The sequence below is a fragment of the Pseudomonas sp. Sample_24 genome (assembly GCF_004307605.1).
Taxonomy (GTDB): domain Bacteria; phylum Pseudomonadota; class Gammaproteobacteria; order Pseudomonadales; family Pseudomonadaceae; genus Aquipseudomonas.
In genome coordinates this window covers 121141-145407 of the sequence record NZ_RCNW01000388.1, presented here as the reverse complement: position 1 = coordinate 145407, position 24267 = coordinate 121141, and the positions used below count along the sequence as shown (strand labels likewise).

At 55.2% G+C, this 24267-nt stretch carries 22 protein-coding genes and 2 pseudogenes; 14 read left to right on the top strand and 10 right to left on the bottom strand.

What is annotated here, in order from left to right; translation table 11 throughout:
* The first annotated feature begins 11 nt into the window (after window positions 1-11).
* From D8V06_RS22350 to D8V06_RS22320, 8 genes are all read left to right on the top strand, one after another.
* Window positions 12-794: a transporter substrate-binding domain-containing protein gene (locus D8V06_RS22350; protein ID WP_130931825.1), complete on the top strand. Its 783-nt coding sequence runs from the start codon at window positions 12-14 to the stop codon at window positions 792-794.
* Between the two features lie 143 nt (window positions 795-937).
* Complete coding sequence (locus D8V06_RS22345) at window positions 938-1651, top strand: ABC transporter permease subunit (protein WP_056855322.1); 714 nt, start codon at window positions 938-940, stop codon at window positions 1649-1651.
* 18 nt (window positions 1652-1669) lie between these two features.
* A complete protein-coding gene (locus D8V06_RS22340) occupies window positions 1670-2368 on the top strand; it encodes an ABC transporter permease subunit (RefSeq protein WP_056855323.1) in 699 nt (232 codons plus the stop codon).
* Window positions 2368-3333, top strand: coding sequence for a DMT family transporter (locus tag D8V06_RS22335; RefSeq protein WP_130907537.1), 966 nt, complete (start codon window positions 2368-2370; stop codon window positions 3331-3333). Before D8V06_RS22340 ends, D8V06_RS22335 begins: the two co-directional genes overlap by 1 nt.
* A gap of 14 nt (window positions 3334-3347) precedes the next feature.
* Complete coding sequence (locus tag D8V06_RS22330) at window positions 3348-4364, top strand: succinylglutamate desuccinylase/aspartoacylase family protein (RefSeq protein WP_130931824.1); 1017 nt, start codon at window positions 3348-3350, stop codon at window positions 4362-4364.
* 799 nt (window positions 4365-5163) lie between these two features.
* Window positions 5164-5544, top strand: coding sequence for a hypothetical protein (locus D8V06_RS30925; RefSeq protein ID WP_241667860.1), 381 nt, complete (start codon window positions 5164-5166; stop codon window positions 5542-5544).
* A 16-nt stretch (window positions 5545-5560) separates the two neighbouring features.
* Window positions 5561-6415 (top strand): site-specific integrase, encoded by an 855-nt coding sequence (locus D8V06_RS22325; protein WP_241667859.1) that lies wholly within the window; start codon window positions 5561-5563, stop codon window positions 6413-6415.
* A 110-nt stretch (window positions 6416-6525) separates the two neighbouring features.
* Window positions 6526-6879, top strand: coding sequence for a hypothetical protein (locus D8V06_RS22320; RefSeq protein WP_130904836.1), 354 nt, complete (start codon window positions 6526-6528; stop codon window positions 6877-6879).
* Window positions 6880-7081: 202 nt separating this feature from the next.
* On the opposite strand, the gene D8V06_RS22315 is transcribed toward D8V06_RS22320, so the two are convergent.
* From D8V06_RS22315 to D8V06_RS22285, 7 genes are all read right to left on the bottom strand, one after another.
* Window positions 7082-7993 carry a transporter gene (locus D8V06_RS22315; protein ID WP_130931823.1) on the bottom strand — a complete coding sequence of 304 codons (912 nt, stop codon included), beginning with the start codon at window positions 7991-7993 and terminating at the stop codon, window positions 7082-7084.
* A gap of 92 nt (window positions 7994-8085) precedes the next feature.
* Window positions 8086-9147 carry a phenol 2-monooxygenase domain-containing protein gene (locus D8V06_RS22310; protein WP_130931822.1) on the bottom strand — a complete coding sequence of 354 codons (1062 nt, stop codon included), beginning with the start codon at window positions 9145-9147 and terminating at the stop codon, window positions 8086-8088.
* Window positions 9148-9157: 10 nt separating this feature from the next.
* Entirely contained in the window at window positions 9158-9517 is a 360-nt protein-coding gene (locus D8V06_RS22305) for a phenol hydroxylase subunit P4 (RefSeq protein ID WP_130931821.1), read from the bottom strand.
* 70 nt (window positions 9518-9587) lie between these two features.
* Window positions 9588-11144: an aromatic/alkene/methane monooxygenase hydroxylase/oxygenase subunit alpha gene (locus D8V06_RS22300; protein ID WP_130931820.1), complete on the bottom strand. Its 1557-nt coding sequence runs from the start codon at window positions 11142-11144 to the stop codon at window positions 9588-9590.
* Window positions 11145-11195: 51 nt separating this feature from the next.
* Window positions 11196-11468, bottom strand: coding sequence for an MmoB/DmpM family protein (locus D8V06_RS22295; RefSeq protein ID WP_130931819.1), 273 nt, complete (start codon window positions 11466-11468; stop codon window positions 11196-11198).
* On the bottom strand, window positions 11465-12460 hold the full coding sequence (locus D8V06_RS22290) for an aromatic/alkene monooxygenase hydroxylase subunit beta (RefSeq protein ID WP_130931818.1): 996 nt from the start codon (window positions 12458-12460) through the stop codon (window positions 11465-11467). Before D8V06_RS22290 ends, D8V06_RS22295 begins: the two co-directional genes overlap by 4 nt.
* Window positions 12461-12491: 31 nt before the next feature.
* Window positions 12492-12746 carry a phenol hydroxylase subunit gene (locus tag D8V06_RS22285; protein WP_130931817.1) on the bottom strand — a complete coding sequence of 85 codons (255 nt, stop codon included), beginning with the start codon at window positions 12744-12746 and terminating at the stop codon, window positions 12492-12494.
* 434 nt (window positions 12747-13180) lie between these two features.
* Here D8V06_RS22285 and D8V06_RS22280 point away from each other — a divergent pair, with 434 nt between their 5' ends.
* Window positions 13181-14890 (top strand): sigma-54-dependent Fis family transcriptional regulator, encoded by a 1710-nt coding sequence (locus tag D8V06_RS22280; RefSeq protein ID WP_130931816.1) that lies wholly within the window; start codon window positions 13181-13183, stop codon window positions 14888-14890.
* A gap of 424 nt (window positions 14891-15314) precedes the next feature.
* On the opposite strand, the gene D8V06_RS22275 is transcribed toward D8V06_RS22280, so the two are convergent.
* Window positions 15315-18071: an AAA family ATPase gene (locus tag D8V06_RS22275; protein WP_130931815.1), complete on the bottom strand. Its 2757-nt coding sequence runs from the start codon at window positions 18069-18071 to the stop codon at window positions 15315-15317.
* 264 nt (window positions 18072-18335) lie between these two features.
* Here D8V06_RS22275 and D8V06_RS30920 point away from each other — a divergent pair.
* The 4 genes and pseudogenes from D8V06_RS30920 to D8V06_RS22260 all read left to right on the top strand — a co-directional run.
* Window positions 18336-18622: pseudogene (locus D8V06_RS30920) on the top strand (hypothetical protein); the annotation flags it as partial.
* 36 nt (window positions 18623-18658) lie between these two features.
* Window positions 18659-19201, top strand: coding sequence for a redoxin domain-containing protein (locus D8V06_RS22270; protein ID WP_130931814.1), 543 nt, complete (start codon window positions 18659-18661; stop codon window positions 19199-19201).
* Between the two features lie 11 nt (window positions 19202-19212).
* Window positions 19213-19743 carry a thioredoxin domain-containing protein gene (locus D8V06_RS22265; RefSeq protein ID WP_130931813.1) on the top strand — a complete coding sequence of 177 codons (531 nt, stop codon included), beginning with the start codon at window positions 19213-19215 and terminating at the stop codon, window positions 19741-19743.
* 107 nt (window positions 19744-19850) lie between these two features.
* Window positions 19851-20951, top strand: coding sequence for a low temperature requirement protein A (locus D8V06_RS22260; RefSeq protein ID WP_130931812.1), 1101 nt, complete (start codon window positions 19851-19853; stop codon window positions 20949-20951).
* A gap of 143 nt (window positions 20952-21094) precedes the next feature.
* Here D8V06_RS22260 and D8V06_RS22255 read toward each other — a convergent pair whose 3' ends face one another.
* Window positions 21095-21910, bottom strand: coding sequence for a CmcJ/NvfI family oxidoreductase (locus D8V06_RS22255; protein WP_130931811.1), 816 nt, complete (start codon window positions 21908-21910; stop codon window positions 21095-21097).
* A gap of 306 nt (window positions 21911-22216) precedes the next feature.
* Window positions 22217-23524, bottom strand: coding sequence for an OprD family porin (locus D8V06_RS22245; RefSeq protein WP_130931810.1), 1308 nt, complete (start codon window positions 23522-23524; stop codon window positions 22217-22219).
* 535 nt (window positions 23525-24059) lie between these two features.
* Here D8V06_RS22245 and D8V06_RS30915 point away from each other — a divergent pair.
* Window positions 24060-24214, top strand: a pseudogene (locus tag D8V06_RS30915) (alkene reductase); the annotation flags it as partial.
* Window positions 24215-24267: the final 53 nt, after the last annotated feature.

Here is a 24267-nt window from a genome sequence, read left to right as displayed (position 1 = left end):
GGGAAAACACCATGGGAAATCGACGTTTTGCACACTGGTTGACTGGCGCCGCCTGCGTATTGCTGGCCGGCATGAGCGCAGCTCAGGCACAGCCCATTCGCTTTGCAGTCGCCGCGGAACCTTATCCGCCGTACACCGAAAAACAGGCCAACGGTGAATGGAAAGGTTTTGAGGTCGACTTGATTCACAAGCTGTGCAGCGAAATGAAGGCCGAGTGCGAGATCAAGGAAGTGGCGTGGGACGGGATCATTCCATCGTTGTTGGCGAAGAAAATCGACGTGATTTTCTCCTCGATGTCGGTGACCGAAGAGCGCGAAAAACAGATCGCATTCAGCAAAGCCTATTACGACTCGGTGGTCGCGGTGGTGGGGCCGAAGGACGCCGTCGTCAAAAAGTACCCGGATGACCTCAAAGGAAAAACCATCGGCGTGCAGAACTCGACAGTCAGTGCGAGCTACCTGAAGACCTACTACGAAAAAATTGCCGATGTGAAGTACTACGACACCCAGGACTCGGTGAACGCCGACCTGCTCGCTGGCCGCATCGACCTGATGATGGCCGACGGCACGGCCATGGCTGCTTTCGTCAAGACCCCGGATGCCAAAGACCTGGCCTACCTCGGCGCGGTGCCATACGACCCGATCTTCGGCAAAGGCGTGGGCGCCGGTCTGCGCAAGGACGACACCGACCTCAAGAGCAAACTCGACAAGGCGATCCAGGAGTTGCTGGCGAGCAAGGACTATGACGACTTGTCCCAGCGCTACTTCGGTACAAGCGTGAAGCCGACGTTCTGACCAACCGGGCGCATATAGAACCCTGTGGGAGCTGGCTTGCCGGCGATTGACGCGACGCGGTGTGCCTGACGTACCGCCTTCGCTGGCAAGCCAGCTCCCACAAAGGCTATGCGGTGCGTTCACGGTTGTTACGGGAGACTGAAATGCCTGCAATGTTCGATTTGATCAATTTCAGCGAGCAAGGGTGGGGCGGGGCGCTGCTCAAGGGGCTCTGGATGACCCTGCAGATCTCGGCCGGAGCATTCGTGCTCGGGCTGGGGATCGGCTTGCTGGTGGCCTGCCTCAAGTTGGGTGCGCCAAAACCGATTGCAGCACTGGCTCGCGGTTACACCACATTGTTCCGCGCGGTGCCGGAGTTGTTGCTGATTCTGTTGCTGTACTACATGGGTTCGATGCTGCTCAACTCGCTGATGACCTCGCTGGGTTACGAGGTGGTCAATGTCAGCGGCCCGTTGGCGGCGATCGTGGTGCTGGGACTGGTGCAGGGTGCCTACGCCTCGGAGATTTTCCGTGCGGCGATCCAGGCGATTCCCTATGGCCAGATCGAAGCAGGCAAGGCCTTCGGCTTGCACGGTTTTGGCCTGTTCCGGCGTGTCACGTTGCCAATCATGGCCCCTTACGCAATGGCGGGGATGGCCAACCTGTGGATCAACCTGATCAAGGACAGCGCCCTGATCAGCGTGGTCGGCACCAACGAGTTGCTGTACACCGCCAAGCAAGCGGCGGGTTCGACGCGTCACTATCTGTTGTTCTACCTCACGGCCGCGGCGTTGTATTACGCGGTGACGCTGGTGTCGAACTACCTGTCGGGACGGTTGGAGCGGCGTATTCGTCGCTGGATGCCTCTTGTTGACTAAACCGGCTGAGTAAATGAAATGATTCCAGCGTGGACAGTTGAATACGCATCGCTGTTGATCAGGGGGCTGCAAACGACCCTCATGATTCTGTTGATTGCCAGTGTGCTGGGTTTCTTGCTGGCGATTTTGGTAGCCCTGGCGCGAATCTCGAAGAACACAGTGATCGCCAGGGTCAGCCTGTTTTACACCAGCGTGACCCGCGGCACGCCGCTGCTGATTCAGATTTACATCTTCTACTACGGACTCGGCAGCCTGTTTGCGCAGTTCCCGCTGATTCGCGGCAGTTTTCTCTGGCCGTACCTGCGCGATGGTTACTGGTACATCGTGTTTGCCCTGGTGGTGTCGGTTGGCGCCTATGTCGGCGAAGTGATCCGCGGCGGTCTGTTGGCCGTCCCGAAGGGTGAAATGGAAGCAGCCTCGGCGTTTGGCATGACGGCTCGCCAGGCACTGTTGCGCGTGCGGCTGCCGCGGGCCTTGCGTTTGCTGTTGCCGACCCTGGCCGGGGAAACCGTGATGCTGCTCAAGTCCACGGCGCTGGCCTCGACCATCGCGGTCATCGATCTGCTGGGGGCGGCCAACGTGGTTCGAGCGCAAACCCTGCAAGTCTACGAACCGTTGCTGCTGGTGGCCGGTGTCTACGTCTGTCTGACGTTCCTGATCGAAGCCTTGTTTGCCTTTTTCGAGCGCCGGGGAACGCCGGTACGCAGGTCCGCATGATGAACAAACCGTTGGTTGACCGCTCGCTGCAAGGCATCGGCCTGTGCACCTTGGGCTACGCGTTCCTGTCGTTGCAGGACGCCGGCATCAAGTGGCTGGTGGCCGACTATTCGGTGGTCAGCATTTTGTTCTGGCGAGCCTTGGTGGTTGCGGTTGCGTGCTTGCTGATCGGGCGTTTGTCGCTGGTGCGCCGTGCGTGGCAGTCGTCCAGTCGCCGCTTGCTGGTCGTGCGCGGGTTGCTGTCGATCGCTGCGTGGCTGCTGTATTACACGGCAGCCCGGGACCTGACGCTCGCGGAAATGACCACGTTGTATTTTTCGGCGCCGATCATGGTCACGGTGCTGGCGACTACGATACTCAAGGAACGCGTCAGCGGTTGGCAGTGGTTTACCTTGCTCATCGGTTTTGTCGGCGTGGTGATTGCTTGTCGCCCCAACAATCTGGCCGATCCGTTGCCGATTGTGCTGACACTGTTGGCGGCGATGTGCTGGGCGTTCACCTATATCCAGCTGCGCCAGGTGGATGACCAGACCTCGGTGCTGGAGCAGATGCTGATCACCAACGTGGTGTTCGTCATTTGCATGGCGGTGGCATTGCCCTGGACCCATACGCCAGCGCCGACCCCGGCCTGGCTAGGCATGCTGGGAGCGGGCCTGTTGGGCGGCATCGGCCAGTTCCTGCTGTTCGCCAGTTTCCAGCGCGCCACCGCGACGGTATTGGCACCCTTCGAGTACACGGGATTGATCTGGGCGTTCCTGCTGTCGAGCCTGATCTGGGGCACGCTGATGGATGTGTCGTTGATGATCGGCGCCGGTTTGATCGCGGTCAGTGGCACCCTGGCGATGATTTTCGGCCGGCATCCCTCACAGGACGTCGTCGGTGCTGAATGCTCCGTGTCGCAACCCCTTTATCCAGCAGCGGCAGATGTGGAACCCGTTGACCAGGCTGAAAAATTACGTTCATGACAGAGGGGAAGGGCATGGCGCAGGACGTTTCATTCAGCGTTCTTAACAACAATGGTGACGCGGTGCAGGTCGGTGCCTGGCGTTTCGAAGGCGACAATACCGGGCCGAAGGTGCACTTGCAGGCTGGGGTGCATGCCGATGAAATTGCCGGAATGCTGGTCTTGCACGTCTTGATGCAACGACTTGCAGTGGCCGAGGCCGGGGGCCGACTGAAGGGCAGCGTGACCGTGGTGCCACAGGCCAATCCCCTGGGCATCGGCCAGTTTCGCCAAGGTCGGATTCTGGGGCGCTTTCACGATGCTACCGGCCATAATTTCAACCGGGACTTCGATCAATCAGCCGCGATGGAACAACCGGCTACGAATGTCCAGCAATGGCAAAAGAAACTGGTAGAACTGGCCGCGTCGGCAGACGTGATGCTTGATCTGCATACCGATGACGAAGCACTTCCCTATCTCTACGTGCATCGCAGTTTCTGGCCCCGAGGTCACGAACTGGCGACAGCGATGAAGATGGACGTGGCAATCATCTGGGACAATGGCGGCGATGGCTCATTCGAAGAAACCATCATCGCTCCGTGGTTGCGCGAAGGTACGACGCAAGGTCGCATGGCCGCTACCCTGGAGCTGCGAGGGCAGGGCGACGTCAACGACCGCTTCGCCACGCAAGACGCCGATGGCCTGTACGCCTGGCTGTGTGGCTACGGAATTATCGACGAAGTGACCGCACTGGCCGAATGGCCTGTCGAGACCAGGGACATGGCGCAGATGGAGACCATTCTCGCGCCACAATCGGGCGTACTGATCTTTGAAAAAGAGCTGGGCGATGTCGTTGAGCAAGGCCAGCGGTTTGCGCGAATCCTGCGGCGGCCGGGAGATCCGTCTTCGCAAGTCGTCTTGTTGGCCGAACAAACCGGGCGCATGGTCACGCGTTATCGCGATCGCCTGATCCCGCAAGGCGCGGTAGTGGCCAAATTCACCGGTAGCCGTGTTTCACGCAACTGGAGCGGCGGGTTGCTGGATCCGAACTGAGCGTTGAAGGGATGAATTTTATAACTACGCTAAATGCCTGTTTAGTCGAGTTAATCGCCGATCGTCGGCGAAAACACGTAAATACAAGCCAAAAAACGTTAGGAGTGTGCGACGGACTCAGCCGGACAATTGATCGTGGCGCTCGAACTGGCACTGCACCAGATGCAGCGAATACCATCGACGTTACGCTCCGACAAACAAGCCATACCGACCAACAGGGACGGCTCACGATATTGCGGATGGCTGAAGATTCGCCCACAGGACATTTTCCCCCAACCAGTCAGGCGTGATGCATTACTACCATTTGGGTGACGCCATCGAGTACTCACTGATTTTCCCAGCCGGCACATTGAAAACGCAACGACGTTGTTGCCGGGTGGAGTTTGCAAATGCACATAGCTGGCGGAATCTGGAAAGCGTCATCGGCTGATGACGGGCTCATCAGGATTCGGTCTGGCCAGCGAAGCCATTTCGCCAGGGCTTGATTTTTGCCGATATGGAAATCGTCAGCCAACAAAAACTGGTAGAGCAATTTTCAGAACAACTGCAGTTGATTGATACGCTGGCAATTCGATGAGTATTCCTTGGGACGATTAGAGCGTTGAAATCCCTGTGCAACGAGCCTGCTTCTGAAATATCCTGTTACGCATAATGTATATTATGTTAAACCAGATGCTATGTTAGAAATGTTCATGAGACTCTTAAGGCACTGATTCGACAAACCCGGTTCTGCCGTCCACTCTCTCAACGGGCCATGTACTTCGTGTCCATGGCGCGTCATTGAATGAGGTGGCTGCCGATGAAGCTGATTCAGTGCCGTTACGCTTCTGGTCAGCGTGTACCGCTGCTCGTGCAGACCGGAGATGCGGCGCCGTTGCCCAAGCTCGTTCCGTTCATCTATGTCCAGCTCAAGCTCAGGCATCGTGCATTTAACACTACCGCAGCGCACCTACGTGCTATCCAGGCTTTCTATGCCTATGCCAGAAGCCGAGATCTGGATATCGATGAGGCCATCTTGGCCTGCCAGTTTGAGGCGATTCTGTCTTTACTAGACGGCTACGCCATCTGGCTCCAAAGCGGCCGTCAAGCGGACAATCTGGTCGCGCGAATCGGCAAAGCTGAAACGGTAACTTTCCGCAGATCGATCCGCGTACCCGTGACCAGTACCTGCGGTTGCTGAAACAGTTCCTGTCCTGGTGCGTCACTCGTTACATCCGCGCGCCCGTCATAACTCAACCACCCTGGCTCACATCGAAGTTGTATTTGCAGATGTCGCCGACGTCATTGAGCGGCGCTTTGAGAGCCATATCATCAATGTTCGTCCCGACCGCACTCGTTACCGCAGCCTGACAGATACGCAACTCCAGATCATTCGCAAATTGATTGTCCCGGGCGCTGCGGAGAATCCGTTTCCGGAACGACTGCAGTTGCGCAATTGGCTAATGATTAAATTGCTGCTGGAGACTGGTATTCGCCGCGTAGAGCTTCTGAAGCTCTACGCCACGGACATCAATCAGGGTTCTCAGCATGCTTATCTCAGCATCAATGACCGCGAACATGACCCAAGTGACCCGCACGCTGAAGAGCCTGCACTGAAAACACACGGGCGGACTGTAGGTATCTCCACACAGTTGTATGAGGTCTACGAGCGCTATATCCAGAGCGAGCGTCGCCCATTGCGTGATGGAAAATCGATGAAATTGCTGTATCGCTATTTGTTCATCTCTGACCGAGGCCGCCCGTTGTCGATTCGCGCACTGTCTAACGTCCTAGATCGGCTATTTCTGACCATTGAACTGGCTCATCCTGGGTTGTTGCCTACACTCTCTGCGCATGACTTTCGCCACACCTTCGCAGACCGTTTCTTGGCCTATCTGGTCGAAACACGCGGTAATGATTTGGAGCGGGCTACGGATGAACTCCGGCGGGTATGCGGCTGGTCCGATGCCTCGACCATGCCACGACGCTATGCGAGTCGTTATCTAGCAGAGTCGGCCAATCGTCATAACGCCGAACGAGCCTCGGCAGCCTGGACCCGCCGTGAAAATTAAGGAGGTTTGCTTGTCTAAATCCGCCGGTCGAGGTCACCCTTCACCCGCCTCCTCTTTAGCTGCTTATGTGTTTCAGGGCCCGGCCCAAGTTGCCATTCGAACACGTACCAATGACCAGCCACGCTATGTCAAATACCCGGTTGAATGTGTGGACATGGTACGACGGTGGGGTCGCACTGAAAATTGATTGGGCCGAGCTTGACTTAACTCCAGAGTTTAATGAAATAGCTAAAGGCTTTATGGCATACGCGCTGGAAAAGTATGCTCCCCAGACAGCGTTCATGTTTGTAAGGTCTCTTGCCTATTTATCAGGTACCAACCTCGCCCGTCACTTTCCTTGGGATCATCAAAATTTAATCGCGCAATTAGATGGATTCAAACGTTCAAGACATAATCTTATCGGGTTCCGCAGGCTCTATCGCTGGGGAGTTGATAGAAACCGGTGTCTGTTGCCTCCAGTTTGACAAGCAGGATCAAAACATCCAGCTGATGAAGTTATCGGCCCCAGCCCGGCCCTTGCATTTTGGGGCAATCAATTTTGTCCATGTCTCGCTTATACCCGGGGCCGATGGTGGAGTAGTGCTGGCGCACCCGACGTTGAAGTTCGAAACTGTAGTGGGTATCGGGCTCCCCGCCGTCAAAAGTCCTTAAAAACCTAAGAACTGATCAAAAAGGGATCGTCAGCTTCACCCTGTACGCATTACCTTCTGCACGGTTACGAACCTGGGTCTCCTGCTCCCACTTGGCTGTTAAAAACCAGCCCTTTTCGCTCGTGTATTTCACAGAAGGGCCGATCGCTATCGTCCTCCCTTTATTGTCTTCGACACGATCACCGTCTTGCCGGTCGTCTGTGGTCTGTTGGAGTATGTAACCGCCCACACCGACTACCCAGCCATTACCCAAGCCCCAACCCACTGCATAATCTGCATGCAGCTCCTGGCCAGAACGGTAGTCGGTAGCCTTATTGCGCAGGTTGAAGTCATACATGGTTTTCACATCGACGTTGAGCCCGTTCGGGTCGATATAGGACACCGCCACCACCGGTTCAACCACCCAATAATTGCGCCCGATATTGGCCAGGTCTCCGCGATCGTAGTCACCTGATGGCGCAATAAAATCCAGGGCGACAATGCTGTGCAGCTTTTCGCTGTGATGAAAGCCCAGCGCCGGTCCGAAGATGATGTCGCCCAACCCCTGTTTACTTTGCGACTGGCCGTTGAGCTCAACCTTGAGGTCCACCAGTGGCACGATGGCATGGATGGCCAGATTTCCACCCAGCACCTGCTGCTCGGTGACCCAGATCAATCGCGGGGCTATGGCGTTTGCCCGCGCCCTGAAGTCCACCGGCACTTTCTCGCCATGGTTGCCGCGCAGGGAATCGGCCTCGTAGTGACTGACAAAGAATTGCGTATACAAGCCCGGTGGTGGCATGGCGCCGGACATGTAGCTTTCCGCCCCCATCGGGTAGGACGATCCACCGCCTTCGGTAGCATGAACCCCGGCACTGGAAGCTGCCAGCAGGCTCAATCCGGCACCGCACAGATGACTTGCACGCGCGACTCGAAATACAGCTTTCATAAGGAGGTGCCCTTTTGTTGTTTTTATAGTCAGCCGAGACCGTGCCTCCCGTCGGGAGGTCAGCAGCGTCTGGCGTTGTGTTGCGGTTGAACTCAGATGCGTTTGAACAGCGCCGACCGTGTGGTTTCAGTGGCGCCATCGGCGGCGCTATAGAAGCGCTCCATGAAGATGTCGCGTTCGAACAGCCGCCCTTGCATCAGGCACGTAATCGCCGAATCGATCATCACGGGCGGGCCACACAAGTAAGCTTTACGGCTGCTGAAGCGACCGTCGAAATGCTCCTTCGCGGCGTCATGCACGTAGCCTTTGAAGCCTGTCCAGTCGGTATCCTCTTCCGCTTGGCTGAGGGCAGGCACGTAGGTGAAGTTGGCGTGGTCCCGCGCCAACGCTTCGAACAATTCGTGGTTGTAGAGTTCGGCCCGGTTGCGCGCGCCCTGGAACAACACGATCTGACGCGTATCACCTACTTCCAGCAGGTCGAGAATCATCGATTGCGGGCTAGATAACCCCGAGCCTCCAGCAATGAAAATCAGGTCGCCACTTTGCGAAGTGCGCACGAAAAATTGCCCGTAGGGCCCGGACAGATCCACTGCGTCACCGACCTTCAAGTCATCGTGAATCTTGCCAGTGACCAGGCCGCCGTCAACACGCCGCACGTGCAGTTCAACTTCATCGGCGCGGCTCGGTGGGTTGGCCAGCGAGAATGCGCGCGTGCCTTCAACCCCGGGTAGTTGCAGGTTGATGTACTGGCCGGCCTGGAACGCCATTGGTCGATCAAGCTTGAGGTGTACGCCCTTGATGGTCGGCGACAGGTCCACCAGTGCGCTAACCACGGCGCGGTAGTCCTCGACGGGATGCCCGTGGAAATCGGGGTCTGCATCGATATCCGCCTCGATCACCATGTCGCTTTGCGGAATCGCACAGCACGCCAATACCTTGCCTTCATCGCGCTCCATATCCATCAAGGCAAAAGACGATGCCGCGCCCAGGTCCGCTTCGCCTTCCAGCACCTGAACTTTACAGGTAGCGCAGGTGCCATGCCCGCAGGCAAATGGCAGCCAGACACCCTGGCGTAACGCTGCCTGGAGAATGGTCTGCCCCTCTTCCACTTCGATCTGCTCGCCAGTGGGTTCGATGGTTACTTGGTAGCTCATCGCCATGTCCTCAGTTGAAAGTGCCGGCAATGCCGTTCAAACCAGGTGTATTGAGGTGCAACAGGCTTTTGTGGTCGATGCCGTTGTCGATCAGGCTCAACCCGTTGTCCGGGGTGAACGGGCGATCGTTCAGACGCCACAGCGTCTGGCTGAAATCAATCCTCGCAGCATCCGGATGCTGGGAAATCGAGGGCTTGACCACCAGCTCGATAAAGTCGGCGAAGGGCATCGCCGGTGGCAGCGGAAAGGTAAACGGGGCACAGAACATCAGGTGCTTTTCCCAGCAAAGGTACACAAGTTGCAATCCATGGAAGTTTTCCTGGCGATCCAGGGGTTGGGCCTCATAGGCACCGATGGAAGTCACGGGCATGATCTTGTCCTTCTTGTAATGGGGTTTTCGAAGCGGACCCGCAGGCCCACTTCGTCACACGTCTCAGGCATCAACCGGTCTTGCGCAGGTCCGGGTCAACGGGCGTGGCGGGCGCACTGCTACGATCGTTGGGGTGCCAGTCCTGCCAGCGACGGTGCTCGGTGGAGCCCAGGTATTCGAGGTTGTCCTGACCGGGGTTGATGTTGTAGTAATCGCGCACCACCGACTCGACATCCCCGCCACCGCAATTGCCCTGAAGAATCTGGTGCACGGGTAGCCAGGCCTGGATGTACTTGATGGGCTCGTATTCGAAAATGTCGCAGCAACCCTGGGAGCAAAAGTGATAACGCTCGCCTTCGTGCTCGGCGCTGCGATGGCTGAGGGTGGTTTGGTCATCTGGCTCGCCGAACGACAGCGGGATCTGGCAGATTTGGCACAGCATCGGCAGGGTCGGGTTGTAAAAACGCTCACCCTTCTCTTGCAGCGCACGCCAGTGTTCAAAGCGCGGCCGATAGATCTTGTCGAAGGTGTCCGGGTACTTTTCCGATAGCCAGTCGAGCTCTTCGTCGGTCGGCATCCAGGTGTGGAAGTTGGTCGCCTGACTGTATTGGTAGAAAATCGACCAAGCCTGGTGGCTGACGTGATCCTTGGCGTTGTTGGCCTCCTCGACATGCTTGGGCGGACGGATGCCGTAGCGCTCCAGGTCCTTGAATAGCGCACCCCCTGCCTCTTCGAAATACACACCCCAGGCCTCGGACCAGGACATGACTTTGTTCGGCAGCATGTAATCCATCATCATGCCGACCAGCGTCAGCAGGCGGTAACCGCGCCAGAACCACTTGTCGATCCAGCGCTGGATAATCGGCACGTTGTCTTCGTGTTGCTCCAGCAGGAACTTGATGACCTCAAGGCCCAGGGTCATGTGCCGGGCTTCGTCGGACTGCGCGGAGAAACCGAAAGTGACCGTGGCCATGTCGCCGTTGAACGCCGCACCGGACATAAACGGAACAAACAGCAAGTTGGTCAGCACGTACTCGAACGAAAACGAGATCGCCGTGAGGAACTCGAACGGACCTGCTGTGCGCGCATCTTCGAAGAACGATTTGGGCACCGACAGGAACCACACGCGGTCGTGCATGTGGGCAAAATCATGCAGGCCGTTGAAGTGCTTGTTGTAATGACTCATCGCGTGAATCTGGGTCTGCACATGGCGCAATTCGTCGATGGCCTGCATCTGGCACGCGATGCGCGCACCGGCACCACTGAATTGCCGGCCGACCCGGGCGAAGCCTTGATACGCCTGGTATTCCAGAGGCGTGACGGCCGACAGGAACAGCTTCAACGCGTTGACGTAACGGGCATCCGACAGCGTGGTATGGCCATTGTTTTGCGAAAACGCATCGAAGATTGCGTAGAGCTTTTTCTCTTTTTCAGCCTGGTACTTCCAGTAGGTATCCATGGTCAGGCGGAACGGATCTTCCCACTTGTCCCAATCGGTAATCTTGATCCCTTCAAAACGTTCATGCGGGTAGATGTCCTCGTGGGTCTGGTAGCTCGGCTCCCAGTCCAGGTCACGGGTCATGCAGCGATATTTTTCTTTGGCATTAAGGCGTTTTTTCACGGCCATGATGGCGCTCCCGAATTCTTGTTGTGGATCAAAGGCGGCTGCGATCGATGATCAGCTGTTCCAGTACAGGGAGAAGCTGTCGTCTTCTTCCGCAACGTTGCCGCCCAGGGTGATCACGTACATCAGCATTTCCTGGATATCCCACGAGGTACCGGTCAATTGCTCGACAGTTTCGCGATGAATATCCAGTCGGCCCTTGGCCTCGATGCGGATCATCGACGGTTGATGCTGGATCTCGGCATGGGGGTTGTCCCGGACAATTGCGTCGACAATCGAGCGAGCGTAATCGGTGTCTTGTAAGTTCATGTAAACGAGGGAAGTCATTCGCTGGCTCCTGTCAGGCCGATTTTTTTCAGGCGTGCGCTGAACTCGGCGCAGACGGCATCCAGAGAGGATGCATCGAGGCTCATCGCCGCCAGGGGCTGAAGTGCCTCGATAGAACGGGCACTCCAATGATCGATCCAGCCTTGCACCAGCGACTTGTTGGCGGGGCTTTCGTTGATCACGGTTTTAAGCAGCGCATCAACCCAGCGCTGGCTTTCGGCGAACCACAGGCGCATGAACTCGGTCAGCATGCCAACCTGGCCGGCACCGTTGGCCGACAATTGCTCGTCGAGTTTGTGGAACAGCAGCGGGTACAACAGGCCATCGCTGACCAGGTTTTGCGCCACCGTCAGTTCGAACCAGTCGCGGACCACCAATGTGTCTTCGACAAAGCGACGCAGGCCCTGCCACGCCGGGTCGTTCAGCCACTGCTGTTTGGCCTGGGCCAGCAACAGGACATCGCCGTCATCAAGCATCAAGCCGATGCGTGACAGGTACTGCGCTATGCCTAACCGGTCCATGGCATGGAACATGTGCATTTGCGTGACGCTGGTGCCGAAGCCGTCGGCGGCAATGTTGCTGTTGTTCATGTTGGCACCCATCTCGGCGTGCCGCAGCGGCAACAGCAGCTTGCTGATCAGCTGGACGTTACGGGCGGACAGGCTGGCAAGCATGTCGCGCTTTTCGCAGAACGCGTAATCGTGCTCAGCGTTTTCCTGCATTTTGGCTCGGGCCTGAACGTAGGCGCCGTAGTAGTACTGACGGGGGTCAGTGACCGCGTACCAGTCGGCCATCACCACCGCTGTGCGGGTGGCGTCATTGAGCAGTTTGTCCGGCTGCCATAGCGGCCGGTAATGGAAATTGGTCGCGGACTCTAGATCGAAACTCGCTTCCTGGTAGCGGCTGGCGACTTTGTCACCAAACCGGCGACGCGTATGGCTGAAGGTGTTGCGGATTGTCTCGACGGTGGTCGTCTTGATCTCGACGCTCATGGAGTGGAGTCCTGTAGTTATTGTTGGGGGCTTATTCGGTGTCGCGGCTTTCGCCGTAGCGCCACTTCCGCGCATCGGCGTCGAGGGCATCGGACATCTGTGCGTCCATGTGCTGCACGTGATTGCTTTCGCAGAATTGCTGGAACGCCTGACGCGGCAGCACCAGCTCGACGAACAGGTCGGGATAGCCAATGGCGAAATCGAATTCGACAAAGGCATCGCCTGGCTGGCTGCGCACACGGACGTAGCGCGGCATTTGATCGAAGGCGTTGCCAGGTTGGCTCATGCTCGAGTACTCCTCTGTTGTTATGCAGAGGTACAGAGCAACAACAGTGCCAGCGTCGTCAGCACCATTAATAAAGCCCGATAAAACAATTAGTTAAGTGGTTTATTCAAACTCTATCCGAACGACCAGTACGGTACGTAGGCGAGATACAGCTCAACCAATTGATCATTTGATCAACCTGAATTGGAGCCGTTTGAGCAAATGGTCATTCAGAAATAAACGGGCCAGCACCCGTTGAGGCCCCCGCCCCGTAGCAACCTCGGTGAAACGCTGAATATCCATTTGACTTTCAGGAGCATTTCGGGGCGTCTATATAGACGTTAGCGAAACCAAGTCGTCGCCAAAGTTCTGATACCGTGCCTCGATTACGCCCCAGCCTGGGTATAAGGCCCCGTGTCCTCCCCACCAACAAAAAAAATAGAGGGTGTATTTGCATGACCATGAAATACCGAGCCGCTGAGCATTCCGCCCTGCTCAAGGACCTGACCGATCGAATTCATTTCCTCGGCAGCGAAGGTAAGATCTGGCTTGATGAGCAACGCATGATGCTGATGCAGGTTTCAGCGATGGCATCATTTCGTCGGGAGCTGCTCGATATGATTGGCGAAGAACGTGCAAAGGGCTTTTTCCTTCGCCTGGGCTACCAGTCCGGGCTGAAAGACGCGGAGCTGGCGAGAAAACTACGCCCCAACGGCAGTGACATGGATATGTTCCTGATAGGACCTCAGTTGCACTCGCTCAAGGGCATGGTCAAGGTTCATCCATTGAAGATGGATATTGATATTGAGGCTGGAATCTTTTACGCCGACATCGAATGGATTGACTCTTTTGAAGTAGAAAACCACCAGAGTGAACAACTGCATTCTGACCAGCCGATTTGCTGGATGCTGCTCGGATACGCGATCAGCTATTCGTCGTTCTTCATTGGCAGACAAATCATTTACAAGGAAGTCAGTTGCCGAGGATGCGGCGACAACATATGTCGAATCATCGGCAAGCCCGCTGAGGAATGGGAGGATGCCGATACGTTCATGCGCTATTTCCAAAATGATTCGATCATCGACGAACTGCACACCTTGCAGCTTCAAGTCGAGAATATGAACCAACGTCTCGAGCTACGTGAAGGTCAGTTTTACGGCATCGGTCGTTCGGCGATATATCGCAAAACCTGTGAGCTGATTGACAAGGTTGCCCTGGGTAAAGCATCTGTGTTGCTGCTTGGAGAAACGGGTGTTGGCAAGGAAGTCATCGCTCGAAGTTTGCATCTACGAAGCGAGCGCGCCGGAGGTCCTTTCATTGCCCTTAACTGCGCCGCCATAACGCCGGACCTGATTGAAGCTGAGTTGTTTGGAGTGGAAAAAGGCGCCTACACCGGCGCTCAACAATCTCGCATGGGTCGCTTCGAACGGGCGCATGGCGGCACACTGTTTCTCGATGAAATCATCGAGCTGACGCCACGAGCTCAAGCCAGTTTGCTACGCGTTTTGCAGGAAGGGGAACTTGAACGAGTGGGTGACAGCCAGACCCGCAGTGTGGATGTGCGCGTCATCGGTGCTACTCACGAAGACCTCGGCCAAGCCGTGAAAGAAGGACGTTTTCGCGCCGACCTTTACTACCGATTGAATGTCTATCCAGTCCGAATCCCCGCGCTGCGCGAGCGTCGCGAAGACATCCCACTGTTGATCGAGCATTTCCTTGAAAAGCTGCATTTGAGCTACCAGAAAAAAACCCTCGGCCTTTCCGATCGTGCTAGCGAAGCCTGCTTGCGCTACGACTGGCCTGGCAATATTCGCGAGCTGGAAAACCTTATGGAGCGCGGAGTAATCATTACCGATAGCAACCAAAGCATTTCGGTAGAGGCACTGTTCCCACACCTGTCCGCCGAAGCTCATAGCATCGGTCTGTCGAGCGAAGGTCATTTGATCAGTCAGACGTTAGAGCCAACGCATGAGTGGGTGGATCGGTTACTCGACTCGGGAGTGAGTCTGGATACTATGGAAGAACAACTTTTGCAGGGGGCGATGGAGCGCGCTGGGCAAAATGTCTCAGAAGCCGCGCGCCTGCTAGGAATGACTCGGCCAGCACTTGCCTACAGGCTGAAGAAATTGCCGGATGGACAAAGGAACGCTGACGATTGCAAATAAAAAGTGAAGCCCCCCCACAACTCAGCAGCCACCTGTGAGTATTGCTACGTCCAGTAGTCGACCTGATGATGCTCGCCGCTCGATAGAAGTCGCAATCAATCCCGGGCAATCTGTCATTTTCCAGGCTTAGGGGCAGGGTCGATACCACTGAGATCTCTCGCTGCGAAGTCGGCGAGGTGGAACATGGGCATCACATGCAGGTAACGCTCCTGCGGACGGCAGGAGCCCGAGGTGCTCACCGCCATCGACGAGCTGCACACATTGGTATGACTGAGCATCACGCGGTGCGCCCTTTCAACTGATCGAGTACCGCGCCGGCGTGGCGGTCCGCGGTAGCCAATTGGGCCTGTGAACGTGACGTCCAATACATCATTGCACGTCTTGATCAACAGACCCGTTGCCAGGCATCGTGAGTGTATTGAGGCTAAGTCCCGGTCGCCGCAATAGGTGCCAGATCATCGGGTGGTTCGGGTGGACTACTCTCTTCCGAGGCCTTGGGCACATCCACCGCCACCTTATTGAAGATCACTTCGCCACGCCCCTTGTCGTAGCCCAACTCAACACTATCGCCGGCTTCCAGCTTGCCAGCGAGCATTTCCTTCGCAAGCCGCGTTTCGACGGCCTGGCGAATCTGACGTTTCAACTCGCGCGCGCCGAACTCAGGCTGATAGCCAACATCCGCCAGATAATCAATGAGTGAACCATCAATTTTCACTGTGATGTTCTGTGCAGCTGCGGTTCGAATGACCCGATCAAGCTGAATGCTCACAATCGACCGGATGTTGTCACGGGTAAGGGCATGGAACACGATGATGTCGTCAATACGGTTCAGGAATTCGGGACGGAAATGCCCTTTCAAGACTCCCATTAATTCATCACGTAACGCTTTATCCGTAAGGCGTTCATCTTCTGGGCGCTCAAGATTCTCCATGATCACGTGAGAGCCCAAGTTGCTGGTGGCAATGATGATCGTATTGCTGAAGTCCACAACACGCCCCTTGCCGTCCGTGAGACGCCCATCGTCGAATACCTGCAGTAATACGTTGTTCACATCGGGATGCGCCTTCTCGATCTCGTCGAGCAGAATCACACTGTAGGGCTTGCGGCGAACACGCTCTGTCAACTGCCCGCCTTCGTCGTACCCCACATAACCGGGTGGCGCGCCTATCAACCGGGCAACAGCATGACGCTCCATGTACTCCGACATATCAATACGAATGATCGATTGCTCGTCACCAAACACCGTTTCCGCCAGCGCTTTGGCAAGTTCGGTTTTGCCGACGCCCGTAGGGCCAAGAAAGAGAAACGTGGCAATAGGTCTGTTCGCCTGGCCAAGGCCGGCTCGAGACAAACGAACAGCATCGCTGACCGCGAGAACGGCATCTTCCTGTCCGACCAGCCGATCACGCAAAGTGTCTTCCATGTTCAACAGCTTTTGACGCTCTGCCTGCGTGAGCTCAGTCACTGGAATACCGGTGAGACGGGACAGAACTTCGGCAATTGACTCCAGGGTCACCTCAAGGGTTTCGGAACCGGTCTTGCGCTCCCAGGCTTCTGTTTCCTCCCCCAGTTGCGCTTGTTTTTGACCAATGCGTTCTTCGAAGCCTTTGGATTCATCAAAACGTTTACGGGAGGATGCATAATCCTGTTCACGTTTAAGCTGCGTGATTTCGGCTTCCAGCTCCTGAATGCCAGCCGGCCTTGAGGAGGAACTGATTCGGACGCGGGCGGCTGCCTGATCGATCAGGTCAATGGCTTTGTCCGGCAAAAAGCGCGAGGTGATGTAACGATCCGACAGCTCTGCTGCCGCCACAAATGCTTCATCGGCGAATGTGACCTGATGGTGAGCCTCAAGCTTATCGCGCAGCCCACGCAGGATAATGATGGTCTGTTCGACGGTGGGCTCGGCTATCAGCACAGGCTGAAAGCGTCGTTCAAGCGCTGCGTCTTTTTCGATGTGCTTTTGATACTCATTGAGTGTCGTCGCACCGATCAAACTAAGCTCCCCACGTGCCAATGCGGGTTTCAGTACGTTGGCAATATCCAGGCCGCCCTCCTCACCACCCTGCCCCGCGCCAACGATCGTGTGTAACTCATCGATGAACAGAATAAGCTCCGAGCTTTTTGCGGCGACTTCATCAAGCAGTTGCTTGGCGCGCTCTTCAAATTCACCACGATATTTGGAGCCCGCAACCATTGAGTTCAGATTGACTTCAACGAGCCGTCTGCCACGCAAGATCTCAGGGACGTCACCCTTGACGATACGCTGTGCAAGCCCTTCAACGATGGCTGTTTTACCAACGCCGGGTTCACCAATAAGCACTGGATTGTTTTTTCTGCGCCGTGCCAGCACCTCAATGGTATTTTCGATTTCCTGCGCACGTCCGAGTACGGGATCAAGCTTGCCCTCGCGAGCCAACGACGTCAGGTCGCGACCGAACTTGTCGAGTGTCGGCGTTCCCGTCGGGGTATCGACTCGCCCATCTTCAGCCCCCTTGCCCACCACCTTGACCACCTTCTGCCGCAAGGCTTCAGGCGTTACGCCGTATTTTTTAAGCAACGTCCCGGCAATACTTTCCGGGACAGAAGCAAGCCCGATCAACAAATGTTCGGGGCCTACGTACGAATGCCCTAAATCACGAGAGGCCTGGAATGCAAAATTGAACGCTTTCTTCAAGCGCGGAGAAATGGTCATCTGATCGACCGAAACCTCGGCAGTGCCCCTCTGCGCATGTTGATCGATGTAGCCTTTGATATCGTCCGCAGAAAGCTTCAGCTCCTTGAGCAAAGCCGCACCAACATCGGTATCTGCCAGCACGTACAACAGATGCTCGGTATCGAGATCGCTGCGGTTCAGTTCGTGGGCTTTCTCTCCGGCGCGCTGCAAAATTTCGAGCGTCTGGGAACTGAATGCATCGGTTGCATCGACAGATTCTCGAGGTACTTGCGCAGAGAGCCTGAAGTCATCGCCCCCCTGATCCTTTGCGCCGCCCATGCTGTCGAAAAAGCGAGAGACTCCCCCGCCCAACAGAGAGTCGAATGGATTCAACATGCTTTGATGGCGTAAGAGTTGGCGGTAATCGTGGTCGCAAACGGACATTGTTCTGGCTTGGCCATTTTGCGATACGGTCACCCGCGCGACCGCTGGTCTCGCGTTACATATTTCACAGAGAGTTGCCATGAGTTGTCTCCAAAAGGTGGATAACACGAACTCATTCAGATGGATCTACTTCCCTGTAAACGATGCTCAAGAAGCTGGGACATGAGATCCGCATTACGCTGAGCTTGATCAGGAAGACGATGATGTTGCGGGGAATGGCAGTCACGACAGACGATGCCATCCAATCAAGATAGTCGGATCTCATCAAAACACGCTATGGGCGACACAGGATACCGACGAACGACGTCTGATAATTTCATGGGCAACAGAACGAGCGAGCGCGGCCTTGCTGAGGAAACCGAAAACAAAAACGCGTTCAGCTACTACGGCAAGCGAGAACAGCGACTATAGTCATTGGTGAGCCAGAGCGAATCCTGTCGCCGCTCTACCCTCCTGGCCCTCAATCAAATACCGCGAAAGCACGGCGGACGTCGTCGTGCTTCTTGAAGCGGAACGTGAACGTCTCACTGCCGAAAACACTCAGGCTCAGGCTGAGATCGAGGCATCGTTGCCGTTATAAATCCCTTGATGGTGGATGGAGTTATCCCGCCGACCAAGTCGTATCCCCCTGAGTAGACCCCAACCACCTTTCTATCAGGGCTCAAGCAATGAACACCTCAGAATTGGATGATGCAAAAAAAACGAATGACGACCTGGCTCAGGGGCCGCTGTCAGCCGGCACTGTCGCGCCCGACTTCACGCTGTACGCGACCCCTGATCAGCAGCTATCGCTGCGCGAGCTAAAGGGAAATCCCGTGATACTGGCGTTTTATCCCGCTGACTGGAGTGCGGTTTGTGGCGACCAACTGACTTTGTACAACCAGTTGCTACCCACATTCAGAGAATACGGTGCGACGCTACTGGGTATCTCGGTTGACAGCGCCTGGTGTCATCAGGCCTTTGCCAAAGATCGGAATTTTCACTTCAGCCTGCTGGCCGATTTCGAGCCCAAAGGGGCTGTGGCGCGACAGTATGGAGCGTACGACTCCCACCTGGGGGTTTGTAAGCGGGCGCTGTTCGTGATTGACAAGGAAGGGGTGGTCGCCTGGAGCTACGTCTCACCGATGGCTATCAATCCTGGGGCGGACGGCATTCTGGATGCGCTGGATGCTCTGGCGAGTTCGCCACAAAGAACGCCAGCCAAAAATTAACAGGTGATCACATGGCCACTCTCAAAGTCCCGGTAAGTGAAAACGACCATCGTCAGGGAAGTGCGCATGCCAAGGTCACACTGGTGGAATTTGGCGACTATGAATGTCCCTATTGCGGTGAAGCGTATTGGATGGTCAAAGAGCTACAAAAGCATTTTCGCGATGATCTGCAGTTCGTGTTCCGTAACTTTCCACTGACCACCGCTCACCCGCATGCGATGGGTGCAGCTGTCACCGCTGAGTATGCCGGGAGTCGAGGATTTTTCTGGGAGGCTCACGACGAATTGTATGAAAATCAGGAGCGATTGGGCCTGCCGCTGTTTCGGGCCATCGCTCTAAAACACGGCCTCTCCAGCGAAGAACTCGTTCTTGCCATGCAAGACGATACTTACCTCCCCAAAATACAATCCGACTTTAATGGCGGCGTACGAAGCGGCGTGAATGGCACCCCAGCGTTTTACATCGACGGGCTTCGCTATGACGGGGTTCCAGAGTTCGCCGAGATGAGCCAGATGATTGAGCTTTCGTTAGTGCGTGGGTGAAGTCGCTAGACAGCGACATCGGCTTGGCATCACCCACACCGAAGCCGGGGACTAACAGGGTTAGCTTCCTTCTACATTTAAAGAGGTGTACACGGAGCCGGCAACTAATGAAATCATTGAAGTACTATGAAAAAAATCGGCGCGCCACATGGTTAGAGTTGTTTTTTGACCTGACTTTTGTTGTTACAATTGGCAAAGTTACGCATACTCTCGGACATGTTCATCAAGGCCACTTTGAACATGAGCAATTATGGACATTTTTACTGATTTTTGTTCCATTGTGGTGGATCTGGTCTAGCCACACGATTTATTCCAATAGGTTTGATACAGACAGTAACCTTCACCGCTTAGCAACATTATTTATAATGTTGCTTCTCATTGTGGCATCTGCTCGGATCGGGGAAGATCTGGAAGTAAACTACCCCCTTGTTATTGCCTGCTATTTTGGTATACGTGCCATCATCAGTATTATGTACATTTCGTCCATAAGCAAACTCGATTCACGTAACGAACTCTCCTCCAAGCTTGGCTTCGCCCTGTTAATTAGCGCAGTTGTTAGTCTTTCATCCGTTCTTTTTGACCCACCCGTGCGTTACCTTGTCGCTTACACTGGGATTATTCTTGATATTCTGTTCCCTGTATTTTTCTGGACTAAACTAAAGCCACTGCCAGCACATACAGAACACTTGGTTGAACGCGTAGGCTTACTCACCCTCATCTTATTGGGTGAGTCAGTGATTAGCCTTTCTGGAGGATTATCTGACATTCAATGGGATCGTTATAATGTGATGGCAGCAATCACCGGATTTATCATGATTTGCAGTATCTGGTGGATCTATTTTGATAGTTTTTACCTGCTGAGCAAAAATGAAAGTAGTATGACTGGACACTCCCTGATTTACTCGCATCTTTTTCTATTTCTGGGGCTAGCACTCCTGGCAAATTTGATCAGGCATGCGATCCTGAATGACATTGCGATGCGCGATTTCCAGATTACGTCAATCATCGGCATGGCCTTATTTTTCCTAGGCAAGCAATATGGCTACTTCATAGCGGTACCTAAAATAAGGAAATACATACTGCAAAACACCTTAATCGTGTTTTCTCTAGGTGGGTTGGTTATATTCCTACCCCGCGTCGAGTACATATTGGTCGGCCTGACAGCAACCATGATCTGTTATGTTTTACTAAACTTCAGGTATCGTTGAATCTCTAAAGTTAGGCCATATCACGGGTGGATCAGCTATCCGCGCGCACCCACACATCCTTACCAACCAAAGTGGGTGGTCGTCTGGTAAAGCACGGGGGGGGCAAACACCCCGCGGGGGGGCCCGCGTCAAATGGCAGAAACCTAATCAAAGAAGGCCAGGGTGCGAACTTCGATACTCTCGCGCGGCGAGGCTCCCGGCGGCGTATTGGGATCTTTGAAGGCGGTGTGGGGCGTGAAGCGGGCACGGCCGTCGTGACGTGAGTCATACCCCTTGATCAGCAAGACTTCGTCACGGCGCATGTCCGGAAAATAGTACCAGCGCTGTTGCGGATTGTAGGCCAGGTGGTAGATCTCACCGATACGATCCGGATAGACCAAGTCGGTGGCCAGAAGGTCATTGGAGTCGAGCGTCGAGGCGTCCAGCACAGCCAGCGGTGAGCGCTTGACGGGCCCGCTCATCGGGCGCCACAGGTTAATCTGGGCCACCGACACCTGTGCGCCGGCCTGATCCTGACCCAGCACGTCGCGAATACGCTCAGGCCCCGAGCGGTCGGTGTAGTCATTATGCACACGGCTGGCTGGACCGCGAATATCCCGCCGCTCGGCGTCGCTGCGCCTAGTGTGGTCGAAGATGACGACTCGGCTCGCGCCCGTTAACTCCTTGATCAATGCCTTGACCTCGTCATAGTAGACGCTTTCCACTGAGGTATCGTCGTAGAGATCGTCGACCACCGTATCGCGCCGATGGAGTTCAAACCCCTGCTTGTCCAGAGAGAGGCTGTCTGCCAACGGACGACCGTTGTGTACCGTGACCTCGCGCTCCTCCTGCTCAGCAAAGTAGTGCGGTTCACTGTTACCGGTCAGCGCCTCGGTATGCACATAGGGCTTCGCATCGTGCTTGACCAGGTAGGTGAGTGTCGTGATGACGCTAGCGGGCATATCAGTTGTGTGCTTCAAGTAACACCTCCCAGTCTGCTGACCGCTTCAGGCGTGGTGTCACCGTGGCGGAGCTGTAACTTGTACGTAGGCACCTTCCCGCTCAATCGTATGCCTTCGAATGGACACTATCAAATGTAGCCCGAGGTGCATGGCATCCGACTGGTAAACAAGGACCACTGTAGCCTCAGCTTGACCATGACTGGCGCGTCGCACTCCGGGTCTGCGCCGATCATGAGAATCCGATATCCTGGCCCGCCCGTTACTATCGTTTGTCTACCATGAACGGTTCGGACGTTAGTTGAATCAAACTTCCCGCACCACTATCTAGAGAAGCGGAATGCTATAACTCACAAAAACACGATTCTGATCTACGTTGCGAGATGCTTCGCTGTTGGACTTGCCGTTACGCCAGCCGAACCCGACGCCTTTGAGCGCTCCGGACTGAAGGACGTAGTCCAGACTAATGTCTCTTTCCCATTCCTTTTGGTTGTTGCCTGACGTAGTTTTAATGTTATCGCCGGAGAGGTACATGACCGAGCCTTTCAGGCCAGGGACACCCAGAGCGGCGAAGTCGTAAGCATACTGACCGAAAGCTGTGCGCTCGCCGGCGCGGGTGAAAGTTTGGATCAGGCGGTCGGTATACAGATACAGGCTTGCTCCACCGGCGCCCTTGTCTATCAGGCTACCCTGGCTGAGTTGAGTGAAGTTGCTGCCATCCGACACACTTTGGTACCCCGCAGTAATCGCGTGGCCACCCAGTGTGTAAATCAACGCGGCACTCCAGGTACGGTTGTCGATCTCTCCACTACCGTTTTTGGTGTAGCCACTAATTCTGTAGCCTGACGTCCCGGAGCTATTTGCCCCTGACGAGTCAGTTTTGAAATAGCGCAGGTCGGTTTTAAGGGACTGATTGTCCGAGAGGGCAAGGGTGTGAATTAATCCCATAAAATGCTGCGTATAATAGTTGTCGAGGCTGGCGTAGTAGTACTGAGCTGTCAGATCTTTGGTGACGTTCCAATCGCCCCCGGCGAAGTCAAATTGATTGCTTTCCCGCGTACCACCGGCAACGGCCAACCCCGTCTGATCGCTCGAACCACGTCCTGTTGCATGTTCGATCCGACCTCCAGTCAAAGTCAGCCCCTTGAACTCGCTCGAGGTGATTTGACCGCCCTCGAAGGTTTGTGGAAGTACGCGCCCATCGTTGGCAACCAAAATTGGAAGTTTGGGAATCAAAGTGCCGTAGCGAAGTTCAGTTTTCGACATCTTGACTTTTGCGGTCAGCCCGAGCCGGCTCCACTCGTCGACGGCACGGTTGTCACTGTCAGAAGGCATCATGGTGCTGCCGACATGCCGTCCTTTACCGCTGTCGAGGGTAACCCCCAGCAACCCCAGACCATCGATACCAAAGCCAACCATGCCATCGGTATAGCCCGATTTGAAGTCCAGCATGAAACCCTGCGCCCATTCTTCGGTTCTGGAAGGGGCGGCAACGCCATCGCGGTTATCGTTATTGAAGTAGAAGTTTCTCATTCCCAAGGTGGCTTTGCTTTCACTCAGGAAGTCAGCATGCGCTTGGGCACTCAGGGTGATACTAAGAAACACCGAACTTGCAGAAATTTTTTTTACACTCACTTATATAGCGCTCCATTTGTTATTTTTAAAGTAATAGAAGCAACGCAAAATTTTTTCAGGTGCGCGTTTTTTATTCTTCTTAATATCTTGCTGAAAACGAGAAATCGACGATACTTCTCCCCTCCTACATCAACTTAATATCGTTAATGCTGGTTCCAAAGTCGTTCATCGCACCTGTTTTTGTTATGCAGCACGATAGCGTTAGAGCCGATTGTGTAAGAAAGGCGCAGGGAGTGCCTTGCCCGGGCAAATGGAGTTCTGCGTTGCGGTCTGAAAATTTATCTTATCGTCTGAATTTCAGGATTGGGGCCGGACCCAATTGTCGGTCGAGTACCCAAAGGCTCAGCGGGCTGACCTGACGACTGTCCTCTATAGCAACCCGCGGCGCGCCGATCACGATCACGACGCCCAAGTCCCAGACTGCGGTGTAATCATCTGCGACAGGTACCGAGACGGACGACGAACATGGCGGTTCCCCGCAAAGCCGCCTAATCTTGTTGGATAGTCCTCCTGCTTTTGCTCAGGCGATGTATTGGGCTGGAACGATCTGATTTGTTTTGATCGTCCATTCATCGCCAATCCGGGCCTGCCCGCGCGTTTTGCCAGCAACTGGCCCCTCACCCGGTCGACCCGACCAGCATGTACGGCGCAAAGGATAAAGGCTACACGCACTACCCCACCTGTCGTTCCAAGCGACCGATGCCGCAGCACCTCTTAAACAGGGGCGCAATTCAGGTTTCTCC